Origin of the sequence: Gimesia panareensis (genome assembly GCF_007748155.1) — a bacterium.
GTDB lineage: Bacteria > Planctomycetota > Planctomycetia > Planctomycetales > Planctomycetaceae > Gimesia > Gimesia panareensis.
Genome location: NZ_CP037421.1, coordinates 5983836 through 6009971, shown reverse-complemented (window position 1 = coordinate 6009971; position 26136 = coordinate 5983836). Strand labels below are relative to the sequence as shown.

The following is a 26136-nucleotide window of genomic DNA, read 5'->3' as shown; positions in this document are numbered from 1 at the left end:
AACCAGTCCCCAGGCTCTTACGCTGAGGGGGGCTTCACCATTAGCCGCAGGGCGTTAGCCCCGGTTGAAGCGACTTTGGTATAAAACATCCGAATTAAGAAACGCTACCTAGCCGCCAGTAAGTGTGCAGACGCTGATCTCATTTACCGGTGGCTAGCGCCATTCCGCTCACAGGAAAACAGCGCTCATGAAACCTGTAATCATTTTCATTGTCCTGCTGACTGTAATCTCCTTTGCTCAACCCCCTGCATCCTCCAGCGAACCCGCTTCCAAACTCAAACCCCACCCCGACGCGGTCGCCAACACCCACGCTCCCGGCGAAGTCGATAAACCAGCACTTGTCCCCTTCATCGTGCCGGATCCCACCAAGCTGAAAGGCATCGTCGTCGATGAAACCCAGGCGAAGCTCATCGGCGTCTGGCAGTATTCCACGCACACGCCCCCCTATGTCGGACTCGGCTACCTGCACGATCAGAAAAAAGGGAAGGGGGAGAAAGCCGTTATCTTCACTCCCGATCTTCCCAGGTCCGGCCGTTACGAAGTCCGGCTCTCACACTGCTACAACATCCGCAGATCGACCAACACCCCCGTGACGATCCACCACGCCGACGGCGAAAAAACAATCCGCATCAACCAGCAGCAGATCCCCGAGCATAAGAAACTGTTCCGCACCCTGGGCACATACCGCTTCGATCAAGGCAAATCCGGCTGGGTCAAAATCTCCAACGACGGCACCGACGGAAAATACGTGATTGCTGACGCCGTCCAGTTCCTTTATGTGGGCGAATGAGAATGTAACCAGGATTTCTTTACCCTCCTGAGCTTTCCTTGTGACCTCCTGCTCGCTGCGCTCGGCCCGGATATTCATCCGGGCTCACCCGATACTATGGTTCGGTTTCCTTATGTCAGCGAGTAAATGTTTCGTGTCTTTCGTGCTTTTCGTGGTAGCAAAAAAAGATTTCGAGGGTTTCGCAGTCTAATCCACCTGCGGTGCCAGACTGCCGTATGCCCAGGGATTATTATTGAACGCCGGTGCCGCAGGTCGCTCGGGCAGTGTATCCGGCGTCAACTGTTCTGACAGTTCGACTGCTGCGTTGACCATCTGGGGCCCCGCCGTGGTGACGAGGTTACTGTAGCTGGTCAGCCGGGTTTCGTAGCCGCCCCCGTTTTTGTCGAACGCTTCTTTCGTGGGCACATAACCGACGCAGCCGTTCGCCAGTGAGACCGGGAACGTGATCGGAAACGGACTGCCCGCTTTGATGTCCAGACCCAGCTGGCAGAAGAATTCCGCGGGATCGGTCAGCAGGACCACCGGGCCGATCTGGATGGCCTGTACTTCCACTTTCGCCACTGGCTCTTTTTGCAGCCGGGCATCCAGCAGGACGGTCTCTTTCGCGAACACCCAGTCGGTGGCATTCGATTTCGCAGGCCCCGCTTTGACAACTTCGACCGCTTCTTTTACATGCTCGGGCGTTGGTTTGCGGCGGGGAATCTCCAGCATTTTGGTTTTGCTGGCGATCGTTTTGAAATTGCCCCGCGGCATCGAGAACAGCACTTTCACCGCCTCGGCACCAATCCGGCCACCCACATACCGGGCCGACTCTTCACTGGGCCGCCGCTGATATTTGGAAAGGTTATCGACCTGCGTCACATCGCCCGAGGCTCCCGCCAGGAAGACGAGCGTGACGTCTTTCCCGAAGACGCCGCGAATCACCTGTTCCACATAATAGATGTAATTGGCTGAGATTCCGCCCGGGTTGGTCGTGGCGTGACAGACGAAGTTCACGATACACCCTTTGAGCTGTCCCTGTTCATCCCAGACGCCGATCACGCCGACTTCCGGATCGACGGGGCCGGCCGGTTTGACGATATCCGGATTCCCGGGCCGCGGATGCGTAAAGGTCAAACCGTTCCGCATGAAGAACCGGCGGTTGAAGGCCACCTGTTCTTCAATCCCCACTCCCGCACCACATTCAGAAGCACTTCGTTTTTTGTACGCTTCGCAGATCGCTTCCACGCTCTGATCGACGACCGTTTCCAGGTAGGCAGCGTCAGCCGTCGATGATTTCTCATACGCCAATTCCTGCACGAATTTCGAAGCATGATCAAATTCGCCGGGCAGAATCATGCCCATCGGCCCCGAAGAGTGCGAGTGCGTCGCATGCAGCAGGATCGAGTTCGCCGGAATCTTGCATTTGGCTTCAACCCGTTCGCGGATTTCATCCACGGTCACCCGCCGGATGAACAGCGCGTCCAGGCTCACGACCGCGACCACGTTTTTCCCGTTGTCGAATACCGCTGCCCGCACCTTGCAGGGATCGTGAAACGAACGGTGAAACGATTTCCCGTAACCGCCCGGCTGTTCCATGCCGATCTCCGGGGTGATATCACGTTCGGCGAAACCGACTTTCACCTGGGGCGTCTCAGCCGCGCTGGTGTGGGTTGCTGTAAGAAATAGGACGCAAAGTGTGACAGCGTTACAAAACAGGAAGCGCATTTTCATGGCAAAACTCGATCTTGATCAGGTGGGAAAACAGGAGGAACGTTTCCCTCATTGTAAGCAGAATCAAAATCGGGTTGCTACTGAAGAAAGTTAAGAAATTCACGTCGGGGTGAAATTTCTCTATCCGAGTGACGTGACATAGCGATCACCGTTGGACAAGCCAACGGTGCCACCCGACTGTCTCAATTAAATCAACGTAGGGGTTGGCCTGTGTGCCAACCCGCCTTGCGAGAGACGAGCTCGATTCTAACATGCGCAGGAGGCAGTGAAACGATGCGAATGACTTGTCCCATCGATAGTCAATCACGGCGGGCGACCACACAGGGGCGCCCCTACATGTTGATATCACATGGACAGCTGCCAGATCACCGTTGGACGAGCCAACGGTGCCACACGACGATTTTCTACCACGGGCGTATTGGCCTCACACCAGTTCGTAAGGTTTACGGTATTCTTTCGAGAGCCATTTGGCGGCGTCCGCATCACCCACAATGGTTTCCTGTTTCGGATCCCACTGGATTTTCTTGCCTGTCCGTACGGCAATGTTTCCGAGGTGGCAGACCGTGGCGGAACGGTGTCCGATGCTGATGTCGGCGGCCGGCTTCTGGCGTGTCTTGACGCACTCCAGGAAGTTGTTGACATGCGCGATGTTCGCATCCCGGTTGACAATCTTGGGCACTTCGACCGATTTTAACAGCTCAGGCGGGTTAGCGATGATACCGCCACGATAGACGAACAGGCTTCCCTTTTCGCCGACAAACTCTGTCCCCTGCTTTTTACTCTTGGTGCCGGGAACCTGACGACAATTCAGCACGACGCCGTTGTCATACGTGTATTTGATTTTGGTGGAGTCCGGCGTTTCGTACCAGCCATCGGGATTGAAGGTGGCTGTCCCTTCTGCACTCACGGGACCGCTTTCATCCATCCCCAGTCCCCACTGCGCGATATCCAGATGGTGGGCACCGAAGTTGGTCTGCTGGCCGCCGCTGTAATCCCAGAAGAAACGGAACAGGTAGTGGACGCGATTTTTGTTATAGGGACGCTCCGGTGCCGGTCCCAGCCAGCGGTCAAAGTCAAAGCCCTGCGGCGGCGCACTGTCGGGAACCGGTTTGCCGGCCCGTGCGATCCAGTTAGGGCCGGGAAGCGTGACGTTCACGGTGTGGATCTTGCCCAGCAGGCCGGACTGCACCAGATCCACGGCCAGTTTGAATTCCTTGCCGCTGCGCTGCATGGTTCCGGTCTGCACGACCCGCTTGTGTTTCCGGGCTGCATCAATCATCACGGGGCCTTCGTCCACCACGAGTGTCAGCGGTTTTTCACAATAGACATCTTTACCCGCGCGACACGCTTCCACGGTCATCTTGGCATGCCACTGGTCGGGCACGGTCACGACAACGGCATCGAGGTCTTTGGAATCGAGCAGTCGTCGATAATCGTCTGTCTTCATGGCCGACTTGTTGGCATTCTTCTTCAGAAAGGCGTCTGCTTCGGCCAGGTAATTCTGATCGAGGTCACAAAGTGCTTCTATATTATTGAGGAAGTACTTCATGTTGTTTCGCGGGCCACCCTGGTTGCCAACACCGATCATGCCGATCCGCACGCGTTCGCTGGGCGGGACGGCGGCAAAGGTGGAACGATAGCTCTTCGCGCTCAGCCCCATGAAGAGACCGCCATAGACAGATTTTTTCAGAAAGTTACGGCGTGACAGATTAGACATGCACAGACTCCTTGAGCGGCGGAATATGAATATAGATGGCCTGTGAATTCCTGACAGGAATGCGACCAGAGATATCAATAGCGTGACCGATTATCATAGCAGCACCCCGATCAGTGTCAAACAGTCTGGAGCGTGAACCTGGGACGCTATTTTTGAACTACTTTTTATAAAGGTTGTTGACTATTTGATTGTCTTTGCCGCCGATGATCTGGAGAGCCTGAGTGCCCTGGCTGTCTGGCAGATCGGTGCGAATCAGGCAGTCGGAAACGCGGCTGTCGGAAACGTTTTTCAACAGGAGTCCCGTGGTGGAATAATCGAGAATCGAACAGCCGACGATATTCATCCGTCGCGAATCGCGCACTTCAAAGGCGACCCGCTCAGCGCCGGTCCCGTTAATGTGGTTGCCGGTGATCGTGCAGCCGTCGCAGTTGGTAAACAGCATCCCGACCTGGGCGGTGTTCCCGTCACCGTAATGGTAGCGCGGATTGCGATCCAGGACGTTATTGGAAACAACGATATTGTTGCAGTCGTGGATGCGGATGTTATGCGTGTAACCTTTCCACATCGTATTGCCGGTGACTGTCACGCCGCGGGCGCTAGTAATCTCGATATTGGTCTGCACATCGGAGAGCACATTGTCGGCGATGGTGATATTGCCGTCGCGATGTTCGGGAGAGTGCGGCCGGATGCGGGCGTTCTCATTGATACGGATGTTCGCCGAGCCGGGCGCATCGTGAGTGTGTTGAATCGTACAGCCCACGATCTCAATTTCTCCCACCATGGCCCCTTCGGAGTCGATCAGCACGTTGGCCGTCGGTTGGGAGTTTTCATCCCCCATGTTGCCTTCGAGGTCGCAGGTGCCGATCTGGATATTGCGGATATCCCCTTTGTTGACGACCACGCCACCCTGCGCGTTATAGGAAATATGGCAGCCGACAATGTTCGACTGATGAATGCTGACTTTATCGTAATACACGCCTGCACCGCGGTTTTCATACAGATGGCAATTGGAGACGATCACGTTTCGGTTGCGTTTCACGAAGTGAATCGCATGTAGCGCCCGACGGATCGTCAGACGGGTGAGCGTGATCTGCATGGTGCCGGTTGCTTCAATGCCGCAGGCTTCCTCATGATCGCCGACAATTTCCAGTCCGTCGACCATCGGCGAACGCTGCTTGAGCCAGACGTTTTCCTTCACGGTGTGCGGGCTAGCGGTCCCTTCATGCGTGCCGATGAAACGAAAGGCGGGACCCGGGCCGGCCATGATGATCGTGGCAGTGCCGTCCGAACTGACGGAAGTCGGGCCGAGTTTGTCCAGATTGATTTCGATCGTTTTGGTGAGTCGATAGACTCCCTTAGGAAAGACGATCTGTCCCTGCCGGGAATCGACGGCCCGCTGGATGGCGGCGCTGTCGTCCGTCTGGCCGTCTCCCCGGGCACCGTAAGCTTTAACACTGGAGTCGAGTGCGGGCGGCAGCTCACTGGTCTGATTCTGTGAACGGCTGGTTGGAGAAGTTATCAGCAGGTAGCCGAGAACCAGGAGCGTTGAAAGACAGATCACGATTCCACGCATGTGAGTCAACCTTGATGATTCAATGAAGGATGTCCGAAGTTTCAGTAATCAGAATATTGTAAGCGGATTCCATACCGAATCTCAAACGGATCAGAGGGGATTACCTCTTTCCGACGAGATTCAGCCAGAGCTCGACTTTCATTTCACGCAGGTCTGGATTATGTTGAGCAGGAGATTGAAACTCTCCCTTTAAAAGAATCGTACCTGCGATGATTGATCGTCCCGACGAACCAGAAATTTCCCCCGGCGACCGCGAACTGCTGCAACTGCATACCCGCTGGATGCGTTTCGCCTTTGATGAAGCGCGAGCTGCGTTCGAGGAAGATGAAGTTCCGGTCGGCGCGGTGATTGTGCACCAGGATCGCATCATTGCCGCCGCCCATAATCAGCGGGAGACTTTAAGCGATCCCACCGCACATGCCGAAATGATCGCGATCACGCAGGCAGCGGAATCACTGGGGACCTGGCGGCTGAGTGACTGTGTGCTGTATGTCACTTTGGAGCCCTGCCCGATGTGTGCCGGTGCAATCATTCAGTCACGGATTCCGCTGGTGATTTACGGGACGCGCGATGAAAAGGCGGGCGCGTGTCACTCGCTGTTTCAGATTACCAGCGACCCGCGGTTGAATCATCAGAGTACGGTCATCAGTGGTGTGATGCAGGATGAGTGTCGAAATATCCTGCAGGAATTTTTTCGCAACAAACGTGCGGAAGGAAAAAAATAGTTTTCGATCCGATACTATATTAAGAAATGTCCTCACGAAATCATCACTGGGATTTGATGTGAATTTGATCTGTCATCAGCGACAGTCAGTCGGTCTGTTTCTCAATTTAACTAACAGAGTTTTATTTGAGAGATATTCTGTAACTGATTTTGTCAAGGGATATTCGGGCAAAAGAAACCTCCTTAAAAATCGTTTTATTTTTTGAATGCTTTCAGCTTGTCCTTCTGATTGCACTTCGTCAAAATGAGCCACACAATAACTTTTCACAATTCACAGATTCAAATCTGACATAACTTTGAGGCGAGCGAATGCATATTATCTCTCGTGGAGCGAATGAGAGTATCCTCATTGGGGAACATACAGTAGTTAAAGTTTTAGAAGTGTTTGAGGATCGCGTCAAATTATCGATTGAATCTCCCGGAGCGGAGCCCGCTTACTGGGAAGAGACCGTTTATCTGGATCCCGTACTCGAATCGGAAGAGCTGGAATCAGTTGAAATCAGCGGCTGATTCACTTTCGCAGAGATGATTTCAGGAGAGAAACTCCTCAGAAACATCTGAACGAACCTCCGACTTCGGTTCATTCTTTAAAGAAGCTGTGCTTTCTCCCCGCGCAGCCTTGGCGTTTTTGCCGAAATTGCTCAAAATGAACGTGCAGGACAGAAAAAATCTGTCGACGCTTGTAAAGCAGTCTGCCTGGTAAGCAGACCAGACGTCATTTCAAACTATCACCAGACATCGTGAGGCAAATTGTGCCCGCTATTTCGGAACAGGATGGGGAATCGCTGGGCCTGGAGTCCCGCCAACTGCCAAGGCATATCGCGATTATCATGGACGGTAACGGTCGCTGGGCTTCCCGCCGTGGATTTCCACGGATTGACGGTCACCGGCAGGGAGTGAACAGCGTTCGCACTGTGGTGGAAGAATCGACCCGACTGGGAATCGAACAGTTAACGCTTTACTGCCTCAGCAGTGAGAACTGGAAACGGCCCGCACTCGAACTCAATCTGCTGATGCAGCTGCTGAAAAAATTCGTCATCGGCGAACGTGAAGAGATCATGCGGCAGAATATCCGCTTCACGACCATCGGTCGCCGTACCGACATTCCCGATGATGTGCTCGCAGAAGTTGACAGAACAATCAGTGAGAGCCGGGATAATACCGGCATGCAGCTTTGCCTGGCATTAAATTATGGCAGCCGTTCCGAAATTGTGGATGCCGTCAAATCGATCGTGCACGAAGTCGAACAGGGCAAACTCAAGGCGGAAGAGATCAACGAAGATGTGATTTCTTCACATCTTTATACCTCGGGCATGCCTGACCCGGATCTGGTGATTCGGACCGCAGGTGAAATGCGGGTCAGCAATTTTCTGCTCTGGCAAATCAGCTATGCCGAATTGTGGGTCACGGAAACCTACTGGCCTGATTTTTCCGTCAATGATTTCTGGCAGGCACTGCGCGACTTTGCAGCCCGCGACCGCCGCTTCGGTGGGTTGAAAGGATAAGGCAGCATGCTGGGCTGGCGGCTTTTCATTTCCGCAACTCTGATTCCCCTCCTGTTTGGTCTGTTCTATCTGGATCAGCGTGCCGGGAGCAGCGCACCCTGGCTGCTGGGACTCTGCTGCCTGCTGATCCTGCGGGGCAGTTGGGAAATCACGCAACTACTCACGGTGCGGAATCTGAAGCCCGGTTATCGGCTGGTCTGTCTGTTGTCGCTGTTGATCTGTGTGGCGGCCTGGCTCCCCTGGTTAATTCCCTCACTGCAGGATGCGACAACCAATCCGCAGACACTTTCGCTGGCGCTGCTGGCGGTAACTTACGCGGTTTCTATTCTGCTGCTGTTTCTGAAAAATGCGATCTGTTTCGAAGAACCGGGACAGACCATGGAAACACTGGGGGCCGAGCTACTTTCAGTATCGTATGTCGGCTTCCTGCTGGCGATGCTGGCAGAACTCCGCTGGGTAGCGGGACCGGAGACCGGTTATCTGGCACTGGGAGCATTGATCATCAGTGCCAAGCTGGGGGATGTCGGCGGCTATACTTTCGGTCGACTCTGGGGAAAACAGAAACTGGTCCCCCGGCTGAGTCCGGGAAAAACCTGGATGGGCGGCTATGGGGCGATTTTTGGAGCCGCGCTGGGCGCCTGGCTCTGGCTGCAGTTCACTCCTTCTTTGTTCAATGCGAACTGGAATGCACCAGCCTGGTACTGGTCGATCCTGTTCGGGGCGATCATCGGCGTGGTCGGACTGGTTGGGGATTTATGTGAATCGCTGATCAAGCGGGACGTTGGTAAAAAAGACTCCGCCGAACTACTGCCGGGATTCGGCGGCCTGCTCGATCTGCTGGACAGCCCGCTTTATGCCGGTCCCGTGGCGTTTCTGCTCTGGAAGCTGCTGCCCCTGGTGACGGTTGCCACTTGATGCGAACCGGTTGAGGAACGCAAATTACACCAGCGCAGGCCGGGCAGTGCATCTGCGAGCTCAGGCAGGTAAGGATCAACGAACCCACTGGCAGACAACTCCTGAACTGAAGAAGCTTCGGGAAGATCAACTGACTTCAGCAGAATCAGTTCATCTGCCGGCCAGGTCAGTGTGATCCAGGCGGCAATCGAATCGCTGGTCACATCCCAGGAAGCGGGGAGCTCTGCTATGCCTGCGGAGGGGGACTGCGTCAGGTACTCATAAGCCGAGAGCACTGGGATTTGATTCTGACTCCACACAGCTTGCGCGGATTCAATTGAGGAGACCAGTCTGGTCTCGGGAAGTAATTCACAGAGCAGACGATCGTTGAGTGCGAGTGACTGAATCGCCAGCCAGTGAGCGGCTGTTTCTCCCAGGCGGTGAATTCGATCCCATTCTCTGACAATATCTGCGGCCCGACCTCCTCCCGAAATCAGCAGGGGCCGGGAACCGTTCAGCTGTGCCAGTAATCCGGTTAATCGATCTCCCAGGTCCGGCAGATCGAACAGGCTTCCTCCGACTTTCACGACGGCGATCGGCATGCTGCCTTCCTGTTTGATCCGGGACTGCTCTCAGAGGCAGATCAGTCGATGATTTTAGAAATCTGGTATTCGACGACGCCGCAGGCACCAGCGGCTTTCAGTTTCGGCACAATTGAGCGTACAACCGATTCTTCCATAATCGTATTGATGGCGACCCAGTCTGGATCGGAGAGCGAAGAAACGGTCGGCTTCTGCAGCGCGGGCAGCAGGTTGAGTACTTTTTCCAGATCGGTCCGCACGACGTTCATCATCAGGCAGACTTTGCCTTCTGCAGCCAGGCAGGACTCGAGCATCATGGCGATGTTTTCCAGCTTCTCCCGTTTCCAGGGATCTTCGAACGCCTGCTTGTTGGCGATGAAGCGGGTCGTGCTCTGCATCAGCTCTTCCACGATCCGCAGGTTATTCGCCCGCAGCGAAGAACCGGTTTCGGTCACTTCCACAATCGCATCGGCCAGTTTGGGAGGTTTGACTTCCGTGGCACCCCAGGAGAATTCGACTTTCGCGGTCACGCCATGCTTTTCGAGATACCGTTCGGTCATGCCAACCACTTCGGTGGCGATCCGTTTGCCTTCCAGGTCTTTGACCGACTGCACGGGAGAGTCTTCGGGCACGCAGAGCACCCAGCGGACCGGGCGACGGCTGACTTTGGAGAACTGCAGTTCGCAGATTTCCTGTACGTCTGCCCCGGTTTCCAGGATCCAGTCATAACCGGTGATCCCGGCGTCCAGAATTCCCTGATCGACATAGCGGGCCATTTCCTGGGCCCGGATCAGCAGGCATTCGATTTCATCATCGTCGATTGTCGGGTAGTAGGACCGGGAGGAAAATTTGATGACATAACCGGCGCGTTTGAATAATTCAGCCGTCGATTCCTGTAAACTTCCCGCGGGAATACCGAGTTTTAAGACCTTGTCGGACATGATTCCTGTGTTTCTGAGTTCGATGGTTTAGGCGTAACGTATATCAAATGAACAATTTATGTGTATGGTCCCTCACTGGACTGCAGGCGAAATTCGGCGGGAACTTTTGTATCCCCACCTGACCGAGAACGCCGACAATCATTCCCTGCGCGTACTCTAACAGCTCAAAAACGGCAGTTCCAGTAGTCCAGAACGAGAATGTTCAGAGAAATTCCCAATCTGTGGACTTCCATCAGCCGGGGACATTCTCTAGGATCGTGCAAATACGAGCCCAGAATAGTCGATTTCTGCCCATTTTTCACCGCAGGGATCTGCAGATAAACCTTGTTTCTATAGATATTTTTGAACGAGTAAGGAGAAAATCCTCGATGGCCGAGCAAAAAGCCACCAACGTGACATGGCACGAACACCATGTATCCAAAGAACAGCGCTGTCAGCAGAACGGACACAAGGGAGCCGTTCTCTGGTTCACCGGATTGAGCGGATCTGGAAAAAGTACCATTGCGAACACCGTCGATCACAAGCTGTTCGAAAAAGGCAAACACACCTTCGTGCTGGATGGCGATAACGTCCGCATGGGCCTCAATAAAAACCTCGGCTTTTCTCCTGAAGACCGTACCGAAAACATCCGTCGTATCGGCGAAGTTTCCAAGCTCTACACCGACGCCGGGATTCTGGTCATGACCGCCTTCATTTCTCCCTACCGCGAAGACCGCGATCAGGTCCGCGAAATTCTGGGTGATGGTGAGTTCATCGAGATCTTCGTCAAGGCTTCCCTGGAAACCTGCGAAGAACGCGATCCCAAAGGTCTCTACAAGAAAGCCCGGGCTGGCGAAATTAAAGGTTTCACCGGTATCGATGCTCCTTACGAAGAACCGGAAAAAGCAGAACTGATTCTCGATTCCGACGGCAAAGGCATCGACGAACTGGCTGACGAAGTCGTTGCCTACCTCGAATCCAACGGATACCTGACCTATCCGTAAGCGATCATAACACAAAATGTGTGGTGATTATTCATAACACAAACTGTGTCAATGAAAAAAAACTCAGGCTTGCAGCTCGCTGCCTGAGTTTTTTTATTTCCCGTACCGGTCTGACAACTATCAGACTCGGTCTGCTTACTTGTCTGATTCCTGTTTGAGTTTATAAGGACCCAGGCCCGGAGCCGACTTGAACCAGTCTTTCGGGCGTTCCTGTAAGCCTTTTGTGTAGTTGCGAATCGCCCGCTCGTCCCAGAACTTGGGGATCGAGGGATCTTCGGGGATGCGGCCTTTATCGTCGATTTCCTCCATCCAGGTATCCAGGGCAGCGGACAGCCGCTGTTTGACCTGCTGATACTGGGGAGAATCGGCCAGGTTGTTGATTTCCCAGGGATCAGCCTGGATGTCATACAGTTCCTCGCGCGGCCGGGTGTCGGCCATCAGCTTCAGAGGCGGTCCGCTCAATTCCCCTTTCGCATGCAGATCGCGCAGCAGTCCGATGATCGGGTACTGGGTTTCCTTGTAGCGGTTGATCTGCAGGAATGGGCGTTCGGGGTATTTGTTCCGCAGGTAGCGATATTGTTTGTCACGCACCGTGCGAATGTGGAACACGGTTTCATCACCGCGGTCCCGTCCGCCAAACAGATAGGTGCGAGGCGGTTCAGCATGGAAACCCAGAAAGACCTGCCCCTGCATTTTGTCCGGTATTTCGACACCAGCCAGGGCGAGTGTGGTCGCGCTCAGATCAATGGACGAGATCAACTGGTCGCTTTTCTCACCCCGCTGATAAAGAGCAGGCACCGGCAGGTCGGCATTGCCTTCGGGCCAGTACACGATCAGGGGAATGTGCAGGCCACTGTCATAAGGCCACTGCTTGCCGCGGGGCATGGCCCGGCCATGATCGCCCAGAAAAATGATGATCGTGTTTTTGTCGAGCTTGTCCCGCTTGAGCAGATCCAGAATGAAGGCCACTTTTTTATCAACAGCCATTACCGTATTCAGATACTGCGCCCAGACCGCCCGGGTGACGGGGTGATCGGGATAGTAAGGGGGAATCTGAACCTTCGCCGGATCGACTACATAGTCGAGATGTTCGTGCGACGTATTCCAGGCACCGCCCCTGTGGGTTTCCGAAAAGTTAATCTGGGCGTAAAAGGGCTGGTTCTGTTTGAGATCGTCCCAGTCTTTCAGGTCGAACGGTTGTTTGCCTTTGGGGTAGGTGAAGTTCCAGTCGGTCTTGCCGGTCCCTTTGTAGAATTTCGCCAGCTTGCGGTCGTCGGTCAGTTTTTTGATATTGGCGGTCGTGTAGCCCGCGGGGCGCAGCCAGTCGGTAATCACCCGCACGCCCTGCGGCAGTGGATTGGTGCCGTCGCGGTGCGAGCGATGATTGTGGGCATCGATGGCCATCGCATACATGCCGGTCATGAAAGAAGAACGGCTGGTCGAGCAGACGGGAGTGACGGTGAACGCATTCTGATACAGCATGCCGTTTTTCGCCAGGCGATCCAGCGTCGGTGTCTTGACTTCGGGCGTGCCATAACAGCCCAGTTCCGGGCCCATGTCTTCGGCGATAATCCAGAGAATATTCGGACGCTGTTCGGCGGCAGATAAATTCTGCGAGTGTGAAACGAACAGAGTGAGAATCAGCAGGAGCGCAAGCAGAGATCTGGGCATGTGAAGGCCTCTTCACCAAAAGAAATCAAATTGGATATTCAACAGTAGCGGGAGACTTCATCTTCAACGATGACCCGGGCATTGTCAATCAAGGACAGCCTGTCTGAGCCCCTGGCTTTCTGGCGGTAAGCGGTTAAATCGCTCTTGCAGGTCTGATTTCAGCAGTTAAGCTTTAAATAGAATCAGGAGAGACGGTTCGGACAACGATTTATCTCAGCTGTTTTTCAAAGGAGAGATCGAATGGCGCTCTACAAGTACAAAGAGTATCTCGAACAGGCGGATCAGGCAGAATTTGACACGCTGCACAACCCCGGCGAAATCTGCCCCCATTCCGGCATCTATCGCTGCGAAGCCTGCGGCGATGAGATCGCCTCCAACAAAGACAATCCTTTCCCGCCCCAGAACCATCATCAGCATGCGGAAAACCTGGGCGCCATTAAATGGAAACTGATCATCATTTCGCAGCAGCGCTGAGGGAGATGTTCTGACAACAGGAGCAAGTTGAATCAGACTGGGAATCGGTCTGCCTGCTCACCGCAGTCGATGCATCCTCCTTCTGGCCAAATCGCTTGTGATCAATAAAAAAAGTCCTAAACCATTTCTGGTTCAGGACTTTTCAAGTTGCCCGACTAGGATTCGAACCTAGACTAAATGAGTCAGAGTCATTCGTGCTACCGTTACACTATCAGGCAATAAATTGTGAGTGAGTTCGCTAAGCTGAACTGGCGTCATCACTTGTAGCACTGAGGGGTATTATACGAAAAATTCTCTGTTCGCCAAGTCGATCCGGGTGAGAATTTTCTATTCTTTTCAGTCTACTTAGCTCTTTTCCCCTTCGTCTGAGTATGACAGTATAGGAGATGAACAGGTTCACTGAAAACAGTTACACGAATGAATTCAACAGAGAAAGCACTCCCGATGCGATTTTGGATCCCCTGCTACCTGATTTTCAGCCTGGCTGGTCTGGTCAGCGTCGCTCCTGCGGACGAAAAGCAGCAGCCCGCGGAGAAAAATCAGAAAGCGCAGGCCCTGCAACAGACTTTGCAGAAGCAGGTGGATGAGTTATCGGCTCAGATAAAACAATCGCCTCAGCAAACGTCGCTCTATTCTCGACGGGGCGATGCGTATTTTTTTCTGGGTCAGTTCAAACAGGCGGTCGCGGATTATGACAAGATGGTCGAACTCGATCCCGCGATCAAAACCTCTCACTGGCGACGGGGGATTGCCTGTTATTATGCCAAACAGTACGCCGATGCAGCCCGGCAGTTCGAAATCTATCACTCGTTTGATAACGTCGATCGTGAGAACGGAATCTGGCGGTTCTTCTCCCAGTATCAGGCCAAAGGAGCGGAGGCAGCTCGCAAGGGGCTGTTGAAATATGAAAAAGATGACCGTGAGCCCTTTCCGGACCTGTACCGCCTGTTTGAAGGGAAAACGACCCCGGAAGCCATTCTCAAAAACATCCGCTCTGCAGAAATCAGCGATCAGGAGCGTGAAAAACGTCTGTTTTACGCGAATCTCTACATCGGTCTGAATGCATCTCTGCACGGTCAGACAGAGGCGGCCAGAACTTATCTGAAGCAGGCGGTCGCCAACCAGTGGGGGCCTCGCGCCGGCTTTGGTCCCAATTATATGTGGCATACCGGTCGTCTGGAGTTACAATTACTTTCTAAGCCCGCCAAATAAAGATAGGTCACGTTTTTTCCCGATCGAGGCAGCGCTGATCGGGAATGTCTTTCAGCGATGGGATAAACTGATCATGAAACTCTACCCGCCAGTCTCTGCTTTCTGTCTGTGCGCTCTCTTATCCCTCGTACAGACTGCCTCGCAGGTACAGGCCCAGGAGAGTGGAACTGCCGCTCCTTCAGATCAGGAGCAGAAGGCACAGGCGCTGAAGCATGCCCGGCAGGGACAGGCACACCTGAAAGACAAACATTGGAAGCAGGCCATCGCGGAATTTGAAAAAGCGGTCAAATTACAGCCCCAAAACAGCATGCTGCATTACCTGCTGAGCGTCAGTTTTCTGGAAGATTCACAGGGCAGCAAGGCCTGGAGTGAAGTTCGCAAGGCCGTGCTGCTGGACATGCAGAACAGGAATGCCATCAACGAGTTTTTGAAGTTCTGGAGTTTCTTCGACCGGCAGGGTGTGCTCAACGTGGGGACCCCGGAGGTCGAGGTGCTGAAACTGCTGGGACCACCGGACTCGAAACGGGAGCTGGGCACAGAGACGCAGCTCACTTACGGATTCATGTGGCTGAACCTGCAGCAGGCCAGTTTGTATGCCGTGATTGACACCCGGGGGCTGAGCACCGAATACACCAAAGCATTACAGACCATGGAATTCCAGTTGGGGCCGAAATGGCGGGTCGGGTATCGTCTGATGAACGGCACCAGTGCCCTCACAGAGTATGTCACGACTGAGGAGACCGTGCAGAAGTATCAGCAGATGTTTTCCACACAACGTCTGTTCAAGCTGGGGAAAGAAGTTTCTGCCGAGGAGATGATGAACCGCATCAAAAACCTGGTCGAAAAGTCCTACCAGGTCGCAGAGTGGAATGTTATTCAGCCCGGTGAGAATGATATCATTTTCGAATGGCGCGTCGCGGCCAATGAAAAGACACCCGCACAGCATGAAATCAATCGTATCGTTAGAGGCAAACGTGATTTACACCGGCTGGCTTATGTGACGCGGGAGTTACCCCTCAGTGAAGGTGACCGTAAGAAGTGGATCGAGCAGCTGAAAGCCGCCAAAGTTGTTCTGGCACACCCGGGCAAGCAGCCCCTCACTCCTGAACAGAAAGAGGAACTGGTAAAACAGTTAACGAAAAAGTCGAGAGAAATCATCGCCCTGCAGCTGAAGTACATCCAGGAGGGGGATGTCGAAGCGATGCAGCCCTTTTTCACGAAACGGGTTCGCGATCTGATCACAAAGGAATCACTCGCCCGGGCCCGGGAGCAGGCCGCTTCAGCAACTCCAGAGGAGCTCGTGCATTCCGTTACGATCGAAGAGGTCGGGGACGGGATTCAGGCCAAGGTCAAAATGAAGAATGGCAGGACGCTGACCACACTGGTTCCCGTCAACAGAAAATGGGAAGCAGATACGATCTGGTTCAAGTGATTTGATGCAACCTGCTTATCTTATCGGGCTTTGCAGATCTCGCTGAATTTAGGATTTCGCCTGAGGGTATATGGACGCATGGATACTTTTGCGTCTCGATTTTCCCTCCAAAGCGGGGAATTTTTTTCTATTAATTTTAGAAACCTTCCCTGCTGACATCAGGCTGAAAATTGCCATGCTATTCATTCTGTAAGATGTATTTAATAAACACCTTACGGATCTTTCTCGCTCACGCTGTGGCAGTGTCATTCTCACCGCATTTCTGAGCACCCCTACGATTAGCATATTTCGTCTCAACTTAACAACGTGATTATTCCGAAAGATCAGAATAACCGCTTGTACCCGGATAACCGGAATAGTTTTACATCCGACCGGGAGTGAGTGGGGAGAACGGTATCAGGTTCTGCCTGGACGTTCTGATTGACCGGATTTCAAAGCTGGAATCCGGAAGATCAAAGAGGAACGGAGTTGATCGTCTGAAATTGTCAGAGACGAGTTACACATCGACGTTGGAGCATTCGATGAACAAATTACGTGTCAGCCTGGCCTGCTTCTTTTTAGCCTCTCAGTACCTACTGGCTTCGGTTTCAGCAGCACCTGATGAGACTGAAGGTAATCAAACTGAGGGACGGACTACCATAGGTGGTGAATCGGAAGGTTCCGCCATCGTGGGGAGTGTCTCTTCTGGAGTGTTCAGGCATGATTTCACTCCTGCAAACCAGGTTCAACGAAATGATGTACCAGGCTATACATCGATGAAAGATGTCAGCTACAAGGATGTGCCACAGGGATACATTCCTTACCGCATGCCTGATCCCCGCACCATGGAAGTCAATGAGTTCATTGATAATGGAGCCGGCTATCAGCCGATGCCCATCGATGAATTCCATCCGATTTTCCGCCTGGATAAAGGCGTGGGTGGCGGAGTCGGTTATCAAAATGGTTATTCCAATCTGGGAATGCTGATTCCGTTTACGATCCGTCCTGAGCAGAGCATGCTGTTTCTGGATCTCCGGGCCATGGTCACTGACCGCGGAGCCGGGGGTGTCAACCTCGGTGCTGGCTGGCGTGCCTACAGTGAAAATCTGGATAAGATCTTCACCGTCGCAGGCTGGTACGATTACGACGACGGCCACTTTCAGGACTATCACCAGATCGGCCTGAGTGGTGAAGTGATTGGTAAGTACCTGACGACACGCGTGAACGGTTACTTTCCCATTAACAACAATGAAGTTGTCATCTCCAACAATCTGAACGGTGGCGCCTATTACCAGTCAAACTACATCTACCTGAACCGGACCCGCCGATCTGAATCTTCCTACGGTGGTGTCGATGCAGAAGTTGGTGGACCGCTGCCAATTCTGGGTAAATACGGCATCGATGGTTATGTCGGCGGTTATTACTACAATTCGAAAAATGATCAGAGTGCTTCCGGGGCCAAGTTCCGGGCAGAAGCCAATATCAGTGACTGGTGGCAGATGAGCGTCAGTTACGCGAAGGACTCTGTCTTCGGTTCCAACGCCTGGATGAACGTCATTCTGACCATTCCAGAAGGCCGTTCCAACAAGTGGATGCGTCCCAAAACACTGCAGCAGCGTATGTACCAGCCTATGAATCGTAACTACCGGGTTGTGGCACACGTCAAAGAAACCATCAACAGCGAACTGGCGATCAATCCGGATGACGGAAATCCTTACATCGTCCAGCACATCAATCCGGACTACGGCGCTGCCGGGAATGGTACGTATGAAACACCATTCGGCTCTATGGCTGCTTATAACGCGTCTCCACCAAGTGCCACAACTGATATCATCTTTGTCCAGGATGGGGATGAAACCAACCTTGACGGCCAGATCACTCTGCTGGATAAAGGGGTCGGTGTTACCGGTCAACGTCTGTTGAGTGAAGCAGTTCAGCATACCTTTAATGTGTTGAGCGATGGTTCCGTATCCACTTTGAACCTGCCCGGTTATAACGCTGCTGCCAGCCGACCTACACTGACCAACCTCTCTGGAGCTGGTGGTTTTGGTGGAGCAGTGGTTGTGGGCCAGGGGAGCGCCTGGGAAGTTTCCGGTTTCAACATCAGTGGGGTCCGGACCGGGTCTGCAACGCCGCATAACGATGGTATCTACTCGGCAGGAACGAACGGGTTTAATATCAACAATAACTCGTTTGTACTCTACAATCAGGGGGTCAACGTAACCAATTCCGGCAGCGGAATTGGCATCGTGGCTGACAACACCTTCTCGGGCGATGGGACTGACTCACTTCGAGGTGTTCTCATCACCCAGAATTCGGGGACCCTGGAACTTTCCTTCCAGAACAATACCACGACCAACAACCTCGGTCCACTGGTGCCGCCTGAAGGGGTCGGTTTTGAAATTATTGCCGATGCAGGTAGTACCATTGATGGGGTCGGTACCGCATCTGATGGCGTGACAACTCTCGGAATCACCGGGAATACTGCCAACAGTAATGGTACCGGGATGATCATCAGGTCCGAGAATGGTTCTACGATCGAGACCGATTTCTCCAACAACACCTTCAGCAATAACGTGAATCCCAACACCGGTCTGCATGTCTATTCATCCGATTCCAGTACTGTTACCTTCCGTTCGTTCGATACGATTACAGCCACCAACAACACCGGCAATGGTATTGCCTTTGACGCCACCAGCGGCGGGGCCATCTCTGCTCTGTCTGAAGACCTCGATCAGGATGGCGTACTGGATCCAGGGGAAGATGTGAACGGAGATGGCGTGTTGAACCTGGGGATGACCAACATCAACGCCAGCAACAACACTCTGGATGGATTCGTGGCTACTTCCGATGGTACGGGGGGAGCGACAAATATCAATTTGAATATTGGTAATATCAATTCGACCACGAACATTTTCAACAGTAACGGTCAGAACGGGATCAGCCTCAATACCACGAACGGTGGGGCCATTACCGGCAGTATCATCAACAATACTGCCACCGGTAACACCTCGGATGGTCTGGCGATGACACTGACATCCGGTTCCATCGACCTGACGGGCTATGGATCTCCGTCTATCGGCAGCAACACCTTTACCGGCAATACCGGTAACGGGATGAGTATTACCAACAACGACGGTGGTACATTCACCACTGCCCTGATCTCCTCGAACGATTTCAGCAACAATACAGGAGCCGGCTTCTTTCTGGGAGGCACTGACATGGGGGCAGCCACAACTGCCACCAACACCCTGGGTAGTATCGATTCCAACAACTTCAACCGGGACACCTCAGGGACTTCCGGGATTCTGTTTGATACCAGCGATGTCCGCACAACAGCAACGATTACCAGAAACACCTTCATCGGTCGTACTGGAGCTGGATTTGGTGTCGGTGGTACTGTCGCAGGGACAACAACAGTTCCCAGTGCAGGTGGTGTGACTCTGACCTTCGGGAACCTGGCGTCGATCGACAATTCTGAAATCAATACCTTCCAGGATAACGGCGATGCCCATATTGGCTTCGTGATGGAAGGTAACACGACGAACCAGGTCGACATTGACCAGCATGTTTTCGACACGACAACGGATACCGCTCTGAGCTCTGATTTCAGTGGTCAGGGAGTCGGCTTTGTTCTCCGGGACACAGCTACATTTACCGGTACCATCCAGCGTTCTACCTTCCAGAACAACGCTGCCTCCGGCCTGTATTTCAGTGTCACGGGTAACAACGGAGCCGATTTTGCTCAAATCAATAACGTCGTCGTCGGCGGTGCGACGGACTATGGGAATACTTTCACCGGTAACGGTGGCAGTGGTCTCGAAGTCATTCGGACCGCCAATGGTGTAGTCAATAATTTCCAGATCCTGAACAACACCACAACCTCAAATACCCTGGACGGGTTCAGCCTGACGGCTGCCAATGCAAACAGTATCGATACCTATACAGTTAACAATAACACCATCACTGGTAATACCCAGAATGGTATCGATATCAGCGTTCAGGCAGATGCAGGCCTCCAGGCCAACATGACACTGAATACAATTACCGGGAACGGAAATGCTGGTATTCGGACCACGGAAATGGTCAATAGCTCTTCTGATCAACGGAATGTTTCTGGTGCCTGGACCTCGAATACGATTACTGGAAATACCGGGAATGGTATTGAACTGGCGGCCGCTTCGAATGGCTTAGTCATCGGTGATACTGTGGATTCTTCTCTGGGGAACATTATCCAGGGTAACGGAGTCGATGGTGTGGCAATTACCGGTGCGGGTACGCTGACTGTGGCACGTAACTACATCGCAGAGAACGGTGTTGCCGGTGTCGATATGGATCTGCCCGGTTACAATAACGTTACGATTTCCAACAACGATATTACTTTGAACGGCGGAGATGGTATCGAGCTGACCAATGCCCTGTCTGGTACTTTTGACCTGACAATCACAGGCAACGTGATCGACTTCAACGACCTGCGTGGTTTCGATGTTTTGGCCCGACCGGGTAGCCTGGGGGCATCCAGTATGAATATCACCTTCAACGACAACATTGTGAATGCCAACCGGGAGGAAGGTGTCTATGTGGTCTATACCGCATCGAACAACCAGACTCAGGATGTCGCTTCGACAACCGCCCTGCTGGCAGACGGCAATATCTTCCACGATGTCTACCTGCGGTTCGATATGGATAACAACCAGATCCTGGCCAACGGCGTTGACAGTGGATTCGAAACGACCGGTCTGGTGGTCCGAGTTGGTACGACCAACGCCAGCACCAGTTCAACCTATGATGGTGGCTTCGCCAGCGACGGTCTTGGAAACTTCACCAACTCTGGTGTGATCATGTCTGTCACCAACTCGACCCTCACGGGTAACTTCGGTTCGGATGTCTACTTCCAGTCATTCACCTCGACTGCAGACCCGGCTAACACTGCTGGTACCTGGGGGGCAACAACCGATCCGACAGCCCTTACGACCTTCCAGAGCGACCCACTCGCTCGCCTGGACTTGAACTGGTCTACCAACACAACCCTGGCAACTAACGTGAACAACACTGGTGCCTTCTACAACAATGCTGATACCTTTAAATCACGTCTGAATACAACCAGTGTTCCCTTCGATGGGCCATTTACTTCGACTTCACGTCGTCGTAATGCTCAACGTCAGGCTGCCCGTATCAATAACCTGATTGATCCTGGTGCAGGTACCTTCCTCTACTCCGGTACGGGAGCCAGTACCTTCCGTGTTGACAGCACAGGGGATACAGGCATCTTCTTCCTGGACGGGAATCCCTACACCACAACTGGCGATGCCAACGGTGTCTACTACCCCGGTTCGATTGTCGGCGAACTGCCTTACGGCTGGGGACAGTACTAAGCCGGTTGAGAGTCTCCAGGCTTAGTGCCTGTTAAAAATAAAAACCCCATCCTGAAGTTTTTCGGGATGGGGTTTTTTATTCTCTGGGCGAAAAATGTTTATGCCGGCGAGAGGAACTGCTCGATCCGGTTCAAACCTTCTTCAATCGTCTGCATATCAGTCGCGAAAGAAAGTCGGACATAACCGGGAGCACCGAAGGCGTCACCGGTCACCAGTGCCACATGGGCTTCTTCCAGCAGGGCGGTACAGAACTCTGATGAGTCTTTAACAACCTTGCCTCCCCCCAGCGGTTTGTTGAAGTGGGCGCTCACATTGAAGAATGCATAAAACGCACCGCCCGGCTCAGCGAAGCTGATCTCCGGAAACTTCCGCAGCCGATCCAGCACATAAGCCCGTCGCTCTTTGAATGCATCCAGCATTGCGGCGACACTGTCCTGCGGTCCTGACAGGGCGGCAATTGTCGCGGCCTGGCTGATGCTGCAGGGATTCGAGGTTTCCTGGCTCTGCAGTTTCGTCATCGCTGCGGAGACTTCCGCGGGAGCAATCGCCCAGCCGATACGCCAGCCGGTCATCGCATACGCTTTACTGACACCGCTGACGATAATCGTGCGTTCTGCCACATCGGGACCGAAAGAGGCAAAGCTGCGGAATTCGGAACCTTCGTAGATCAGCTTTTCGTAGATCTCGTCCGACATGACCGCGATATCTTTCTCCACAGCGACTTTGGCCAGGGCTTCCAGTGTCTCGACCGGGTAAGCCGCTCCCGTCGGGTTGCAGGGGTTGTTGAGCATCATCAGTTTGGTTTTGGGAGTGATCGCGGCGGCAAACTGTTCTGCATTCATGCAGAAACCGCTCTCTTCGGTCGTTTCTACCATCACCGGGGTGGCACCCGTCAGTTCGACCAACGCGCTGTAGCTGACCCAGTAAGGGGTCGGGATGATCACTTCATCTCCGGGGCCACACAGGGCCGTCAGGACATTGTGGATCGAGTGCTTGGCGCCGTTGGAGACCACGACCTGGTTCGGCTGAAAGCTCAACCCGTAGTCACGCTGGTAAGCATCGCAGATCGCCTGTTTGACTTCAGCCGTTCCCGCTGCGGGGGTGTAGTGCGTCTGACCGGCATCCATCGCTTCCTTGGCAGCCTGACAGATATGAACCGGAGTGTTGAAGTCCGGTTCTCCCAGGGTGAATTCGTAGACTTTCACTCCGGTGCTTTTCAGTTCTTTGGCTTTCGCTGCAGCAGCAATTGTTGCGGAGGGTTTGAGTTTCTGAACAGTAGAAGAGAGCTGCATCGACATAATAGTGATCTTTATTGTCTGAATGGATCAATGTTGGTGGATCTGATCACGCTTGTCAGATCTCGTTTCATTCCCACAGCTGACACGCGGGAATCCAGAATGTTCGTAAACACTTGATTCTTTTCACCTGCGGGGACAGCGTCAAGTCTCGGGTGACCCTGTTTGCAAAACGAAAGGGAATCTCAGGCGCAGCAGCCTTAGAGAGAGGAGATCGGGCGCTCCCGAAAGCGCCAGCCTGCGAAAGGCCGGAACAAAGATACCCTGTCAGGCGGATTTGAGGACCTGTCGCAGCTTGCTGTCAGCGTGATGCCGGCAGCTCGGTTTCCGCATTCTGTCCCACTTCGTGGGCGGACATTTCAACGTGGACGCGGGAGGTCATCTTGAACTCGGAGCGGGGCTGTGTTCCCCCTTTGGTATCGCGGGTGACATCCACGGTCCATTTCGCGACTCCAAACGGAATCTGTTTGGTCCGCCAGATCGTCCCTTCATTGCGGGAGCGAGTAGAGGTGCTTTCGCTGCTGAAGCTGCCTTTGTAAGCCTGGGCGGTAACGGCTCCGGTCGGAATATCAACCATGGCCGGTTCGCCGACAGAATCCCACTGCGTGTAGTGTTCCAGCATGGTGATCATGGGGTAGAACCGCAGTACGTTGGTTTTCAAAGGCTCGACGGCCCGGTCTCCCACTTTACGGTACCCTTTGACGATGGGCAGAAAAGTCACCGGGATCTTGTTCTCATCGACAATCTGGCCATTAACGGCTTTTTCCGGGACGAGCACTTTGTAGATCCGGGGTCCAGAGACGCCCGGTGCAATTCCGGATTCGGTCGCTTTACCGGTGACCGTTTTAAACTCCAGCCAGCGGCAGGGAGTCTGCTCCCCTTCAAAATCGGCCATTTCCGAACCTACGGAACTGATTAACAGGTGCCGCGTCCATTGCAGTTTGACGTTCAGATCATTCGATTCCGGGCCGGGCATCTCTTTTTCATAGGTGCCTTCGAAGCGGACCCAGGAACCATCGGGAGGCAGTTCCCAGATGAGGCCCTGCGCGGGCAAGGCACTCGAAAATGAAACAACACACACGAGAGAAAGCAGAAATGTTCGGACAGACATCATTGCGGGTCAACCAGAGCTGTTAGGGAAACGGAGCGGGTACGGCAGAGCGCCATACAGTTCACAGGTCTTAGTGTGACAAAAGCGACATCCGCTGACAACACTTTTTAGTTTTTCCTGCGGGAAATTTCCCAAGCGAACCGGATTCAGCACGTATAACGGGAGCATCAGTCAACTCTTTCTTGACCGTGGCCTGTTGTTCGACTTAGACTGCTTATAGACATTAACACGGTTTTAACGTTTGTGAGGCTCTTGCGGCCCTGCAGGTTGGCGTTGCCGGCTCGACTGACAATACATTCGTCCCTCTACTGGAGATCTCTGATGTCACTGACTTTTCCGAACAAACGCTGGTTGCCACTCCTGCTGGTCTGGGGATGCTGTTTCTGTCTGGTTCAGAATGCCGTCTCTGCAGCGGAAGAAGAATCAAAGCCCATCCGCGAAAACTGGGCGCACATCATTATTAAAGGCGACTATCCCGAAGGCCCCCAGATGCCCGGTCTGTTTGGTGATGTGACCGAGTCGCTTTCCAAAGCCGTCCAGCGGCTGGAAAAGGCGTCCGAAGATAAATCCCTTTCCGGCGTGATTCTGCACATCAAAGGAACCTCCGTCGGCTGGGCTAAACTCAACGAACTCCGGCAGGCGATTCTCAAAGTCCGCAAAAGCGACAAGAAAGTTTACGCCTGGATCGAATCGGGGATGACCAAGGATTATCTGATCGCCACCGCCTGCGATCAGATCGTGATGCCTGAATCTGCTTCACTGATTCTGCTCGGTCTGCGGGCGGAAGTCAGCTTCTATAAGAATCTGTTCGACTGGCTGGATATTAAGCCGGACGTCTTACGGGTCGGCGAATACAAGTCTGCCGCGGAACCCTATACCCGCACCGACATGAGCCCTGCCTTCCGCGAAGAGATGGAAGCGATTCTGGATGACTACTATCGCCAGATCATCGAGGCGATTTCCAAATCCCGCGGCCTGTCTGATGAGAAGGTGGAAGCAGCCATCAATGCCGGTCCGTATATGGCCAAAGACGCGAAAGAGCTGGGACTGATCGATCACCTGGCTTACGAAGATCAGCTTCCGAAGCTGATCACCGGCGGAGACAAAAATAAAGACGTGAAGATCATCAAGAAATATGCAAAGAAACGACTCGACACCGATTTCTCCGGTATCGCGGGGCTGATCAAACTCATGGATCTGCTCGCCGGCATCGACTCCTCGCAGCGGATCGGTTCCGGTCCCCGGGTGGCCGTGATTTATGCGACCGGGGCGATCATGTCCGGCTCCAGTTCCCAGGGCGGACTGCTGGGCGTGCATGTACTCGGTTCAGATACGTTTATCAAAGCGGTCAACAAAGCAGCCGGCGATGACCAGGTGAAGGCGATTGTGATCCGGGTCGACAGCCCGGGTGGCAGTGCTCTGGCCAGCGACCTGATGTGGCGGGCTCTGGAAGAATCGGGGAAACCGGTTGTCGTCAGCATGGGAGATGTCGCCGCCAGTGGCGGGTATTATATCTCCATGGGGGCAGAGCGGATTTTCGCCGAGCCGGGAACGCTGACCGGTTCCATCGGTGTTGTTGGTGGCAAGCTGGCTGTAGAAGGCCTGTATAACAAGATCGGCATCACCACCAGTGTGATCTCTCGAGGTAAAAACAGCGGGACGTTCAGCCCGATGACTGGATTCTCAGAATCAGAGCGGGCCGCAGTCACCAAGCTGCTCTATGCGGTCTACAAGCAGTTTACCGAGAAAGCGGCCAGCGGACGGAAGATGAAATATGACAAGCTGGAAAAACTGGCTCGCGGTCGAGTTTATACCGGTGCGATGGCGCTCAAGATTGGCCTGGTGGATGAACTGGGAACACTCGACGAAGCCATTGAATATGCCCGCAAACTGGGCAAAATCCCCGACGGTGAAAAGTTCGAGAAAATGATTCTTCCCCGGCCCACCAGTCCGTTCGAGCAGCTCTTCGGAACCGCCGATACCCAGAGCCGTCAATCAGTCCAGCTGTCAAACATGCTGAAGCTGGTCTCTCCGGAACTGGCACAGCAGTTGAAAAAGTTCGATCTGATCAATCTGCTCGCAAGAGAGAAGACGTTGACTATCATGCCGTTCGATCTTCGCGTAAATTAAGCACGCGATACTTTTCCAGACAAAACAAGATTTACA

The 26136-nt window shown here is 53.5% G+C and carries 19 protein-coding genes and 1 tRNA gene; 11 read left to right on the top strand and 9 right to left on the bottom strand.

Translation table 11 applies throughout. The annotated features are described in order from the left end of the window. Window positions 1–187 precede the first annotated feature (187 nt). On the top strand, window positions 188–790 hold the full coding sequence (locus tag Enr10x_RS22385) for a golvesin C-terminal-like domain-containing protein (protein ID WP_197996163.1): 603 nt from the start codon (window positions 188–190) through the stop codon (window positions 788–790). Window positions 791–976: 186 nt separating this feature from the next. Here Enr10x_RS22385 and Enr10x_RS22380 read toward each other — a convergent pair whose 3' ends face one another. The 3 genes from Enr10x_RS22380 to Enr10x_RS22370 all read right to left on the bottom strand — a co-directional run bounded on the left by Enr10x_RS22380 (window position 977) and on the right by Enr10x_RS22370 (window position 5793). Then, window positions 977–2503, bottom strand: a complete 1527-nt coding sequence (locus Enr10x_RS22380) for a hypothetical protein (protein ID WP_197997330.1) — start codon at window positions 2501–2503, stop codon at window positions 977–979. Between the two features lie 424 nt (window positions 2504–2927). Beyond that, window positions 2928–4220, bottom strand: coding sequence for a Gfo/Idh/MocA family protein (locus Enr10x_RS22375; protein WP_145112954.1), 1293 nt, complete (start codon window positions 4218–4220; stop codon window positions 2928–2930). Between the two features lie 157 nt (window positions 4221–4377). Next, window positions 4378–5793, bottom strand: a complete 1416-nt coding sequence (locus Enr10x_RS22370) for a right-handed parallel beta-helix repeat-containing protein (RefSeq protein WP_145112952.1) — start codon at window positions 5791–5793, stop codon at window positions 4378–4380. A gap of 209 nt (window positions 5794–6002) precedes the next feature. On the opposite strand from Enr10x_RS22370, the gene tadA reads away from it, so the two are divergent. The 4 genes from tadA to Enr10x_RS22350 all read left to right on the top strand — a co-directional run bounded on the left by tadA (window position 6003) and on the right by Enr10x_RS22350 (window position 8937). Continuing rightward, complete coding sequence (gene tadA, locus Enr10x_RS22365) at window positions 6003–6518, top strand: tRNA adenosine(34) deaminase TadA (RefSeq protein WP_145112950.1); 516 nt, start codon at window positions 6003–6005, stop codon at window positions 6516–6518. Between the two features lie 308 nt (window positions 6519–6826). After that, entirely contained in the window at window positions 6827–7027 is a 201-nt protein-coding gene (locus Enr10x_RS22360; protein ID WP_145112948.1) for a carbon storage regulator, read from the top strand. A 242-nt stretch (window positions 7028–7269) separates the two neighbouring features. After that, entirely contained in the window at window positions 7270–8022 is a 753-nt protein-coding gene (locus Enr10x_RS22355; RefSeq protein ID WP_145112945.1) for an isoprenyl transferase, read from the top strand. Window positions 8023–8028: 6 nt separating this feature from the next. After that, window positions 8029–8937, top strand: a complete 909-nt coding sequence (locus Enr10x_RS22350) for a phosphatidate cytidylyltransferase (RefSeq protein ID WP_145112943.1) — start codon at window positions 8029–8031, stop codon at window positions 8935–8937. Here Enr10x_RS22350 and Enr10x_RS22345 read toward each other — a convergent pair. Together Enr10x_RS22345 and hisG are read right to left on the bottom strand one after the other, a co-directional pair. Continuing rightward, window positions 8874–9518 carry an amino acid kinase family protein gene (locus Enr10x_RS22345; RefSeq protein ID WP_145112941.1) on the bottom strand — a complete coding sequence of 215 codons (645 nt, stop codon included), beginning with the start codon at window positions 9516–9518 and terminating at the stop codon, window positions 8874–8876. The genes Enr10x_RS22350 and Enr10x_RS22345 overlap by 64 nt on opposite strands. 41 nt (window positions 9519–9559) lie before the next feature. Beyond that, the gene (hisG, locus tag Enr10x_RS22340; RefSeq protein ID WP_145112939.1) at window positions 9560–10438 is read right to left on the bottom strand and encodes an ATP phosphoribosyltransferase; all 879 of its coding nucleotides are present in this window, start codon (window positions 10436–10438) and stop codon (window positions 9560–9562) included. A 368-nt stretch (window positions 10439–10806) separates the two neighbouring features. Between hisG and cysC the strand changes: the two genes are divergently transcribed. Continuing rightward, window positions 10807–11421, top strand: coding sequence for an adenylyl-sulfate kinase (gene cysC, locus Enr10x_RS22335; protein ID WP_145112937.1), 615 nt, complete (start codon window positions 10807–10809; stop codon window positions 11419–11421). A gap of 135 nt (window positions 11422–11556) precedes the next feature. Here the strand turns inward: cysC and Enr10x_RS22330 are convergent, their stop codons facing one another. Then, window positions 11557–13092 carry a sulfatase family protein gene (locus Enr10x_RS22330; RefSeq protein ID WP_145451436.1) on the bottom strand — a complete coding sequence of 512 codons (1536 nt, stop codon included), beginning with the start codon at window positions 13090–13092 and terminating at the stop codon, window positions 11557–11559. Between the two features lie 240 nt (window positions 13093–13332). On the opposite strand from Enr10x_RS22330, the gene Enr10x_RS22325 reads away from it, so the two are divergent. Beyond that, entirely contained in the window at window positions 13333–13566 is a 234-nt protein-coding gene (locus Enr10x_RS22325) for a hypothetical protein (RefSeq protein WP_145451435.1), read from the top strand. 147 nt (window positions 13567–13713) lie between these two features. Here the strand turns inward: Enr10x_RS22325 and Enr10x_RS22320 are convergent. Then, window positions 13714–13784: transfer RNA gene (locus Enr10x_RS22320), tRNA-Gln, on the bottom strand. A gap of 226 nt (window positions 13785–14010) precedes the next feature. Between Enr10x_RS22320 and Enr10x_RS22315 the strand changes: the two genes are divergently transcribed. From Enr10x_RS22315 to Enr10x_RS22305, 3 genes are all read left to right on the top strand, one after another. Then, on the top strand, window positions 14011–14778 hold the full coding sequence (locus Enr10x_RS22315) for a tetratricopeptide repeat protein (RefSeq protein ID WP_232093093.1): 768 nt from the start codon (window positions 14011–14013) through the stop codon (window positions 14776–14778). A gap of 73 nt (window positions 14779–14851) precedes the next feature. Next, window positions 14852–16210, top strand: coding sequence for a tetratricopeptide repeat protein (locus tag Enr10x_RS22310; protein ID WP_145451434.1), 1359 nt, complete (start codon window positions 14852–14854; stop codon window positions 16208–16210). A 521-nt stretch (window positions 16211–16731) separates the two neighbouring features. Further along, window positions 16732–21564 carry a right-handed parallel beta-helix repeat-containing protein gene (locus Enr10x_RS22305; RefSeq protein ID WP_145451433.1) on the top strand — a complete coding sequence of 1611 codons (4833 nt, stop codon included), beginning with the start codon at window positions 16732–16734 and terminating at the stop codon, window positions 21562–21564. 98 nt (window positions 21565–21662) lie between these two features. On the opposite strand, the gene Enr10x_RS22300 is transcribed toward Enr10x_RS22305, so the two are convergent. Then, a complete protein-coding gene (locus tag Enr10x_RS22300; RefSeq protein WP_145112834.1) occupies window positions 21663–22862 on the bottom strand; it encodes a pyridoxal phosphate-dependent aminotransferase in 1200 nt (399 codons plus the stop codon). A gap of 298 nt (window positions 22863–23160) precedes the next feature. After that, window positions 23161–23973: a hypothetical protein gene (locus tag Enr10x_RS22295; RefSeq protein WP_145112832.1), complete on the bottom strand. Its 813-nt coding sequence runs from the start codon at window positions 23971–23973 to the stop codon at window positions 23161–23163. Between the two features lie 318 nt (window positions 23974–24291). Between Enr10x_RS22295 and sppA the strand changes: the two genes are divergently transcribed. Continuing rightward, window positions 24292–26100, top strand: a complete 1809-nt coding sequence (gene sppA / locus Enr10x_RS22290; RefSeq protein WP_145112830.1) for a signal peptide peptidase SppA — start codon at window positions 24292–24294, stop codon at window positions 26098–26100. The last annotated feature ends 36 nt before the right edge of the window (window positions 26101–26136 follow it).

What these genes read in the sequence shown, in the direction of transcription:
- Enr10x_RS22385 (WP_197996163.1), top strand. Translation starts at nt 188, where the DNA reads ATGAAACCTGTAATCATTTTCATTGTCCTGCTGACTGTAATCTCCTTT.
- Enr10x_RS22380 (WP_197997330.1), bottom strand. Translation starts at nt 2,503, where the DNA reads ATGAAAATGCGCTTCCTGTTTTGTAACGCTGTCACACTTTGCGTCCTA.
- Enr10x_RS22375 (WP_145112954.1), bottom strand. Translation starts at nt 4,220, where the DNA reads ATGTCTAATCTGTCACGCCGTAACTTTCTGAAAAAATCTGTCTATGGC.
- Enr10x_RS22370 (WP_145112952.1), bottom strand. Translation starts at nt 5,793, where the DNA reads ATGCGTGGAATCGTGATCTGTCTTTCAACGCTCCTGGTTCTCGGCTAC.
- tadA (WP_145112950.1), top strand. Translation starts at nt 6,003, where the DNA reads ATGATTGATCGTCCCGACGAACCAGAAATTTCCCCCGGCGACCGCGAA.
- Enr10x_RS22360 (WP_145112948.1), top strand. Translation starts at nt 6,827, where the DNA reads ATGCATATTATCTCTCGTGGAGCGAATGAGAGTATCCTCATTGGGGAA.
- Enr10x_RS22350 (WP_145112943.1), top strand. Translation starts at nt 8,029, where the DNA reads ATGCTGGGCTGGCGGCTTTTCATTTCCGCAACTCTGATTCCCCTCCTG.
- Enr10x_RS22345 (WP_145112941.1), bottom strand. Translation starts at nt 9,518, where the DNA reads ATGCCGATCGCCGTCGTGAAAGTCGGAGGAAGCCTGTTCGATCTGCCG.
- hisG (WP_145112939.1), bottom strand. Translation starts at nt 10,438, where the DNA reads ATGTCCGACAAGGTCTTAAAACTCGGTATTCCCGCGGGAAGTTTACAG.
- cysC (WP_145112937.1), top strand. Translation starts at nt 10,807, where the DNA reads ATGGCCGAGCAAAAAGCCACCAACGTGACATGGCACGAACACCATGTA.
- Enr10x_RS22330 (WP_145451436.1), bottom strand. Translation starts at nt 13,092, where the DNA reads ATGCCCAGATCTCTGCTTGCGCTCCTGCTGATTCTCACTCTGTTCGTT.
- Enr10x_RS22325 (WP_145451435.1), top strand. Translation starts at nt 13,333, where the DNA reads ATGGCGCTCTACAAGTACAAAGAGTATCTCGAACAGGCGGATCAGGCA.
- Enr10x_RS22315 (WP_232093093.1), top strand. Translation starts at nt 14,011, where the DNA reads ATGCGATTTTGGATCCCCTGCTACCTGATTTTCAGCCTGGCTGGTCTG.
- Enr10x_RS22310 (WP_145451434.1), top strand. Translation starts at nt 14,852, where the DNA reads ATGAAACTCTACCCGCCAGTCTCTGCTTTCTGTCTGTGCGCTCTCTTA.
- Enr10x_RS22305 (WP_145451433.1), top strand. Translation starts at nt 16,732, where the DNA reads ATGAACAAATTACGTGTCAGCCTGGCCTGCTTCTTTTTAGCCTCTCAG.
- Enr10x_RS22300 (WP_145112834.1), bottom strand. Translation starts at nt 22,862, where the DNA reads ATGTCGATGCAGCTCTCTTCTACTGTTCAGAAACTCAAACCCTCCGCA.
- Enr10x_RS22295 (WP_145112832.1), bottom strand. Translation starts at nt 23,973, where the DNA reads ATGATGTCTGTCCGAACATTTCTGCTTTCTCTCGTGTGTGTTGTTTCA.
- sppA (WP_145112830.1), top strand. Translation starts at nt 24,292, where the DNA reads ATGTCACTGACTTTTCCGAACAAACGCTGGTTGCCACTCCTGCTGGTC.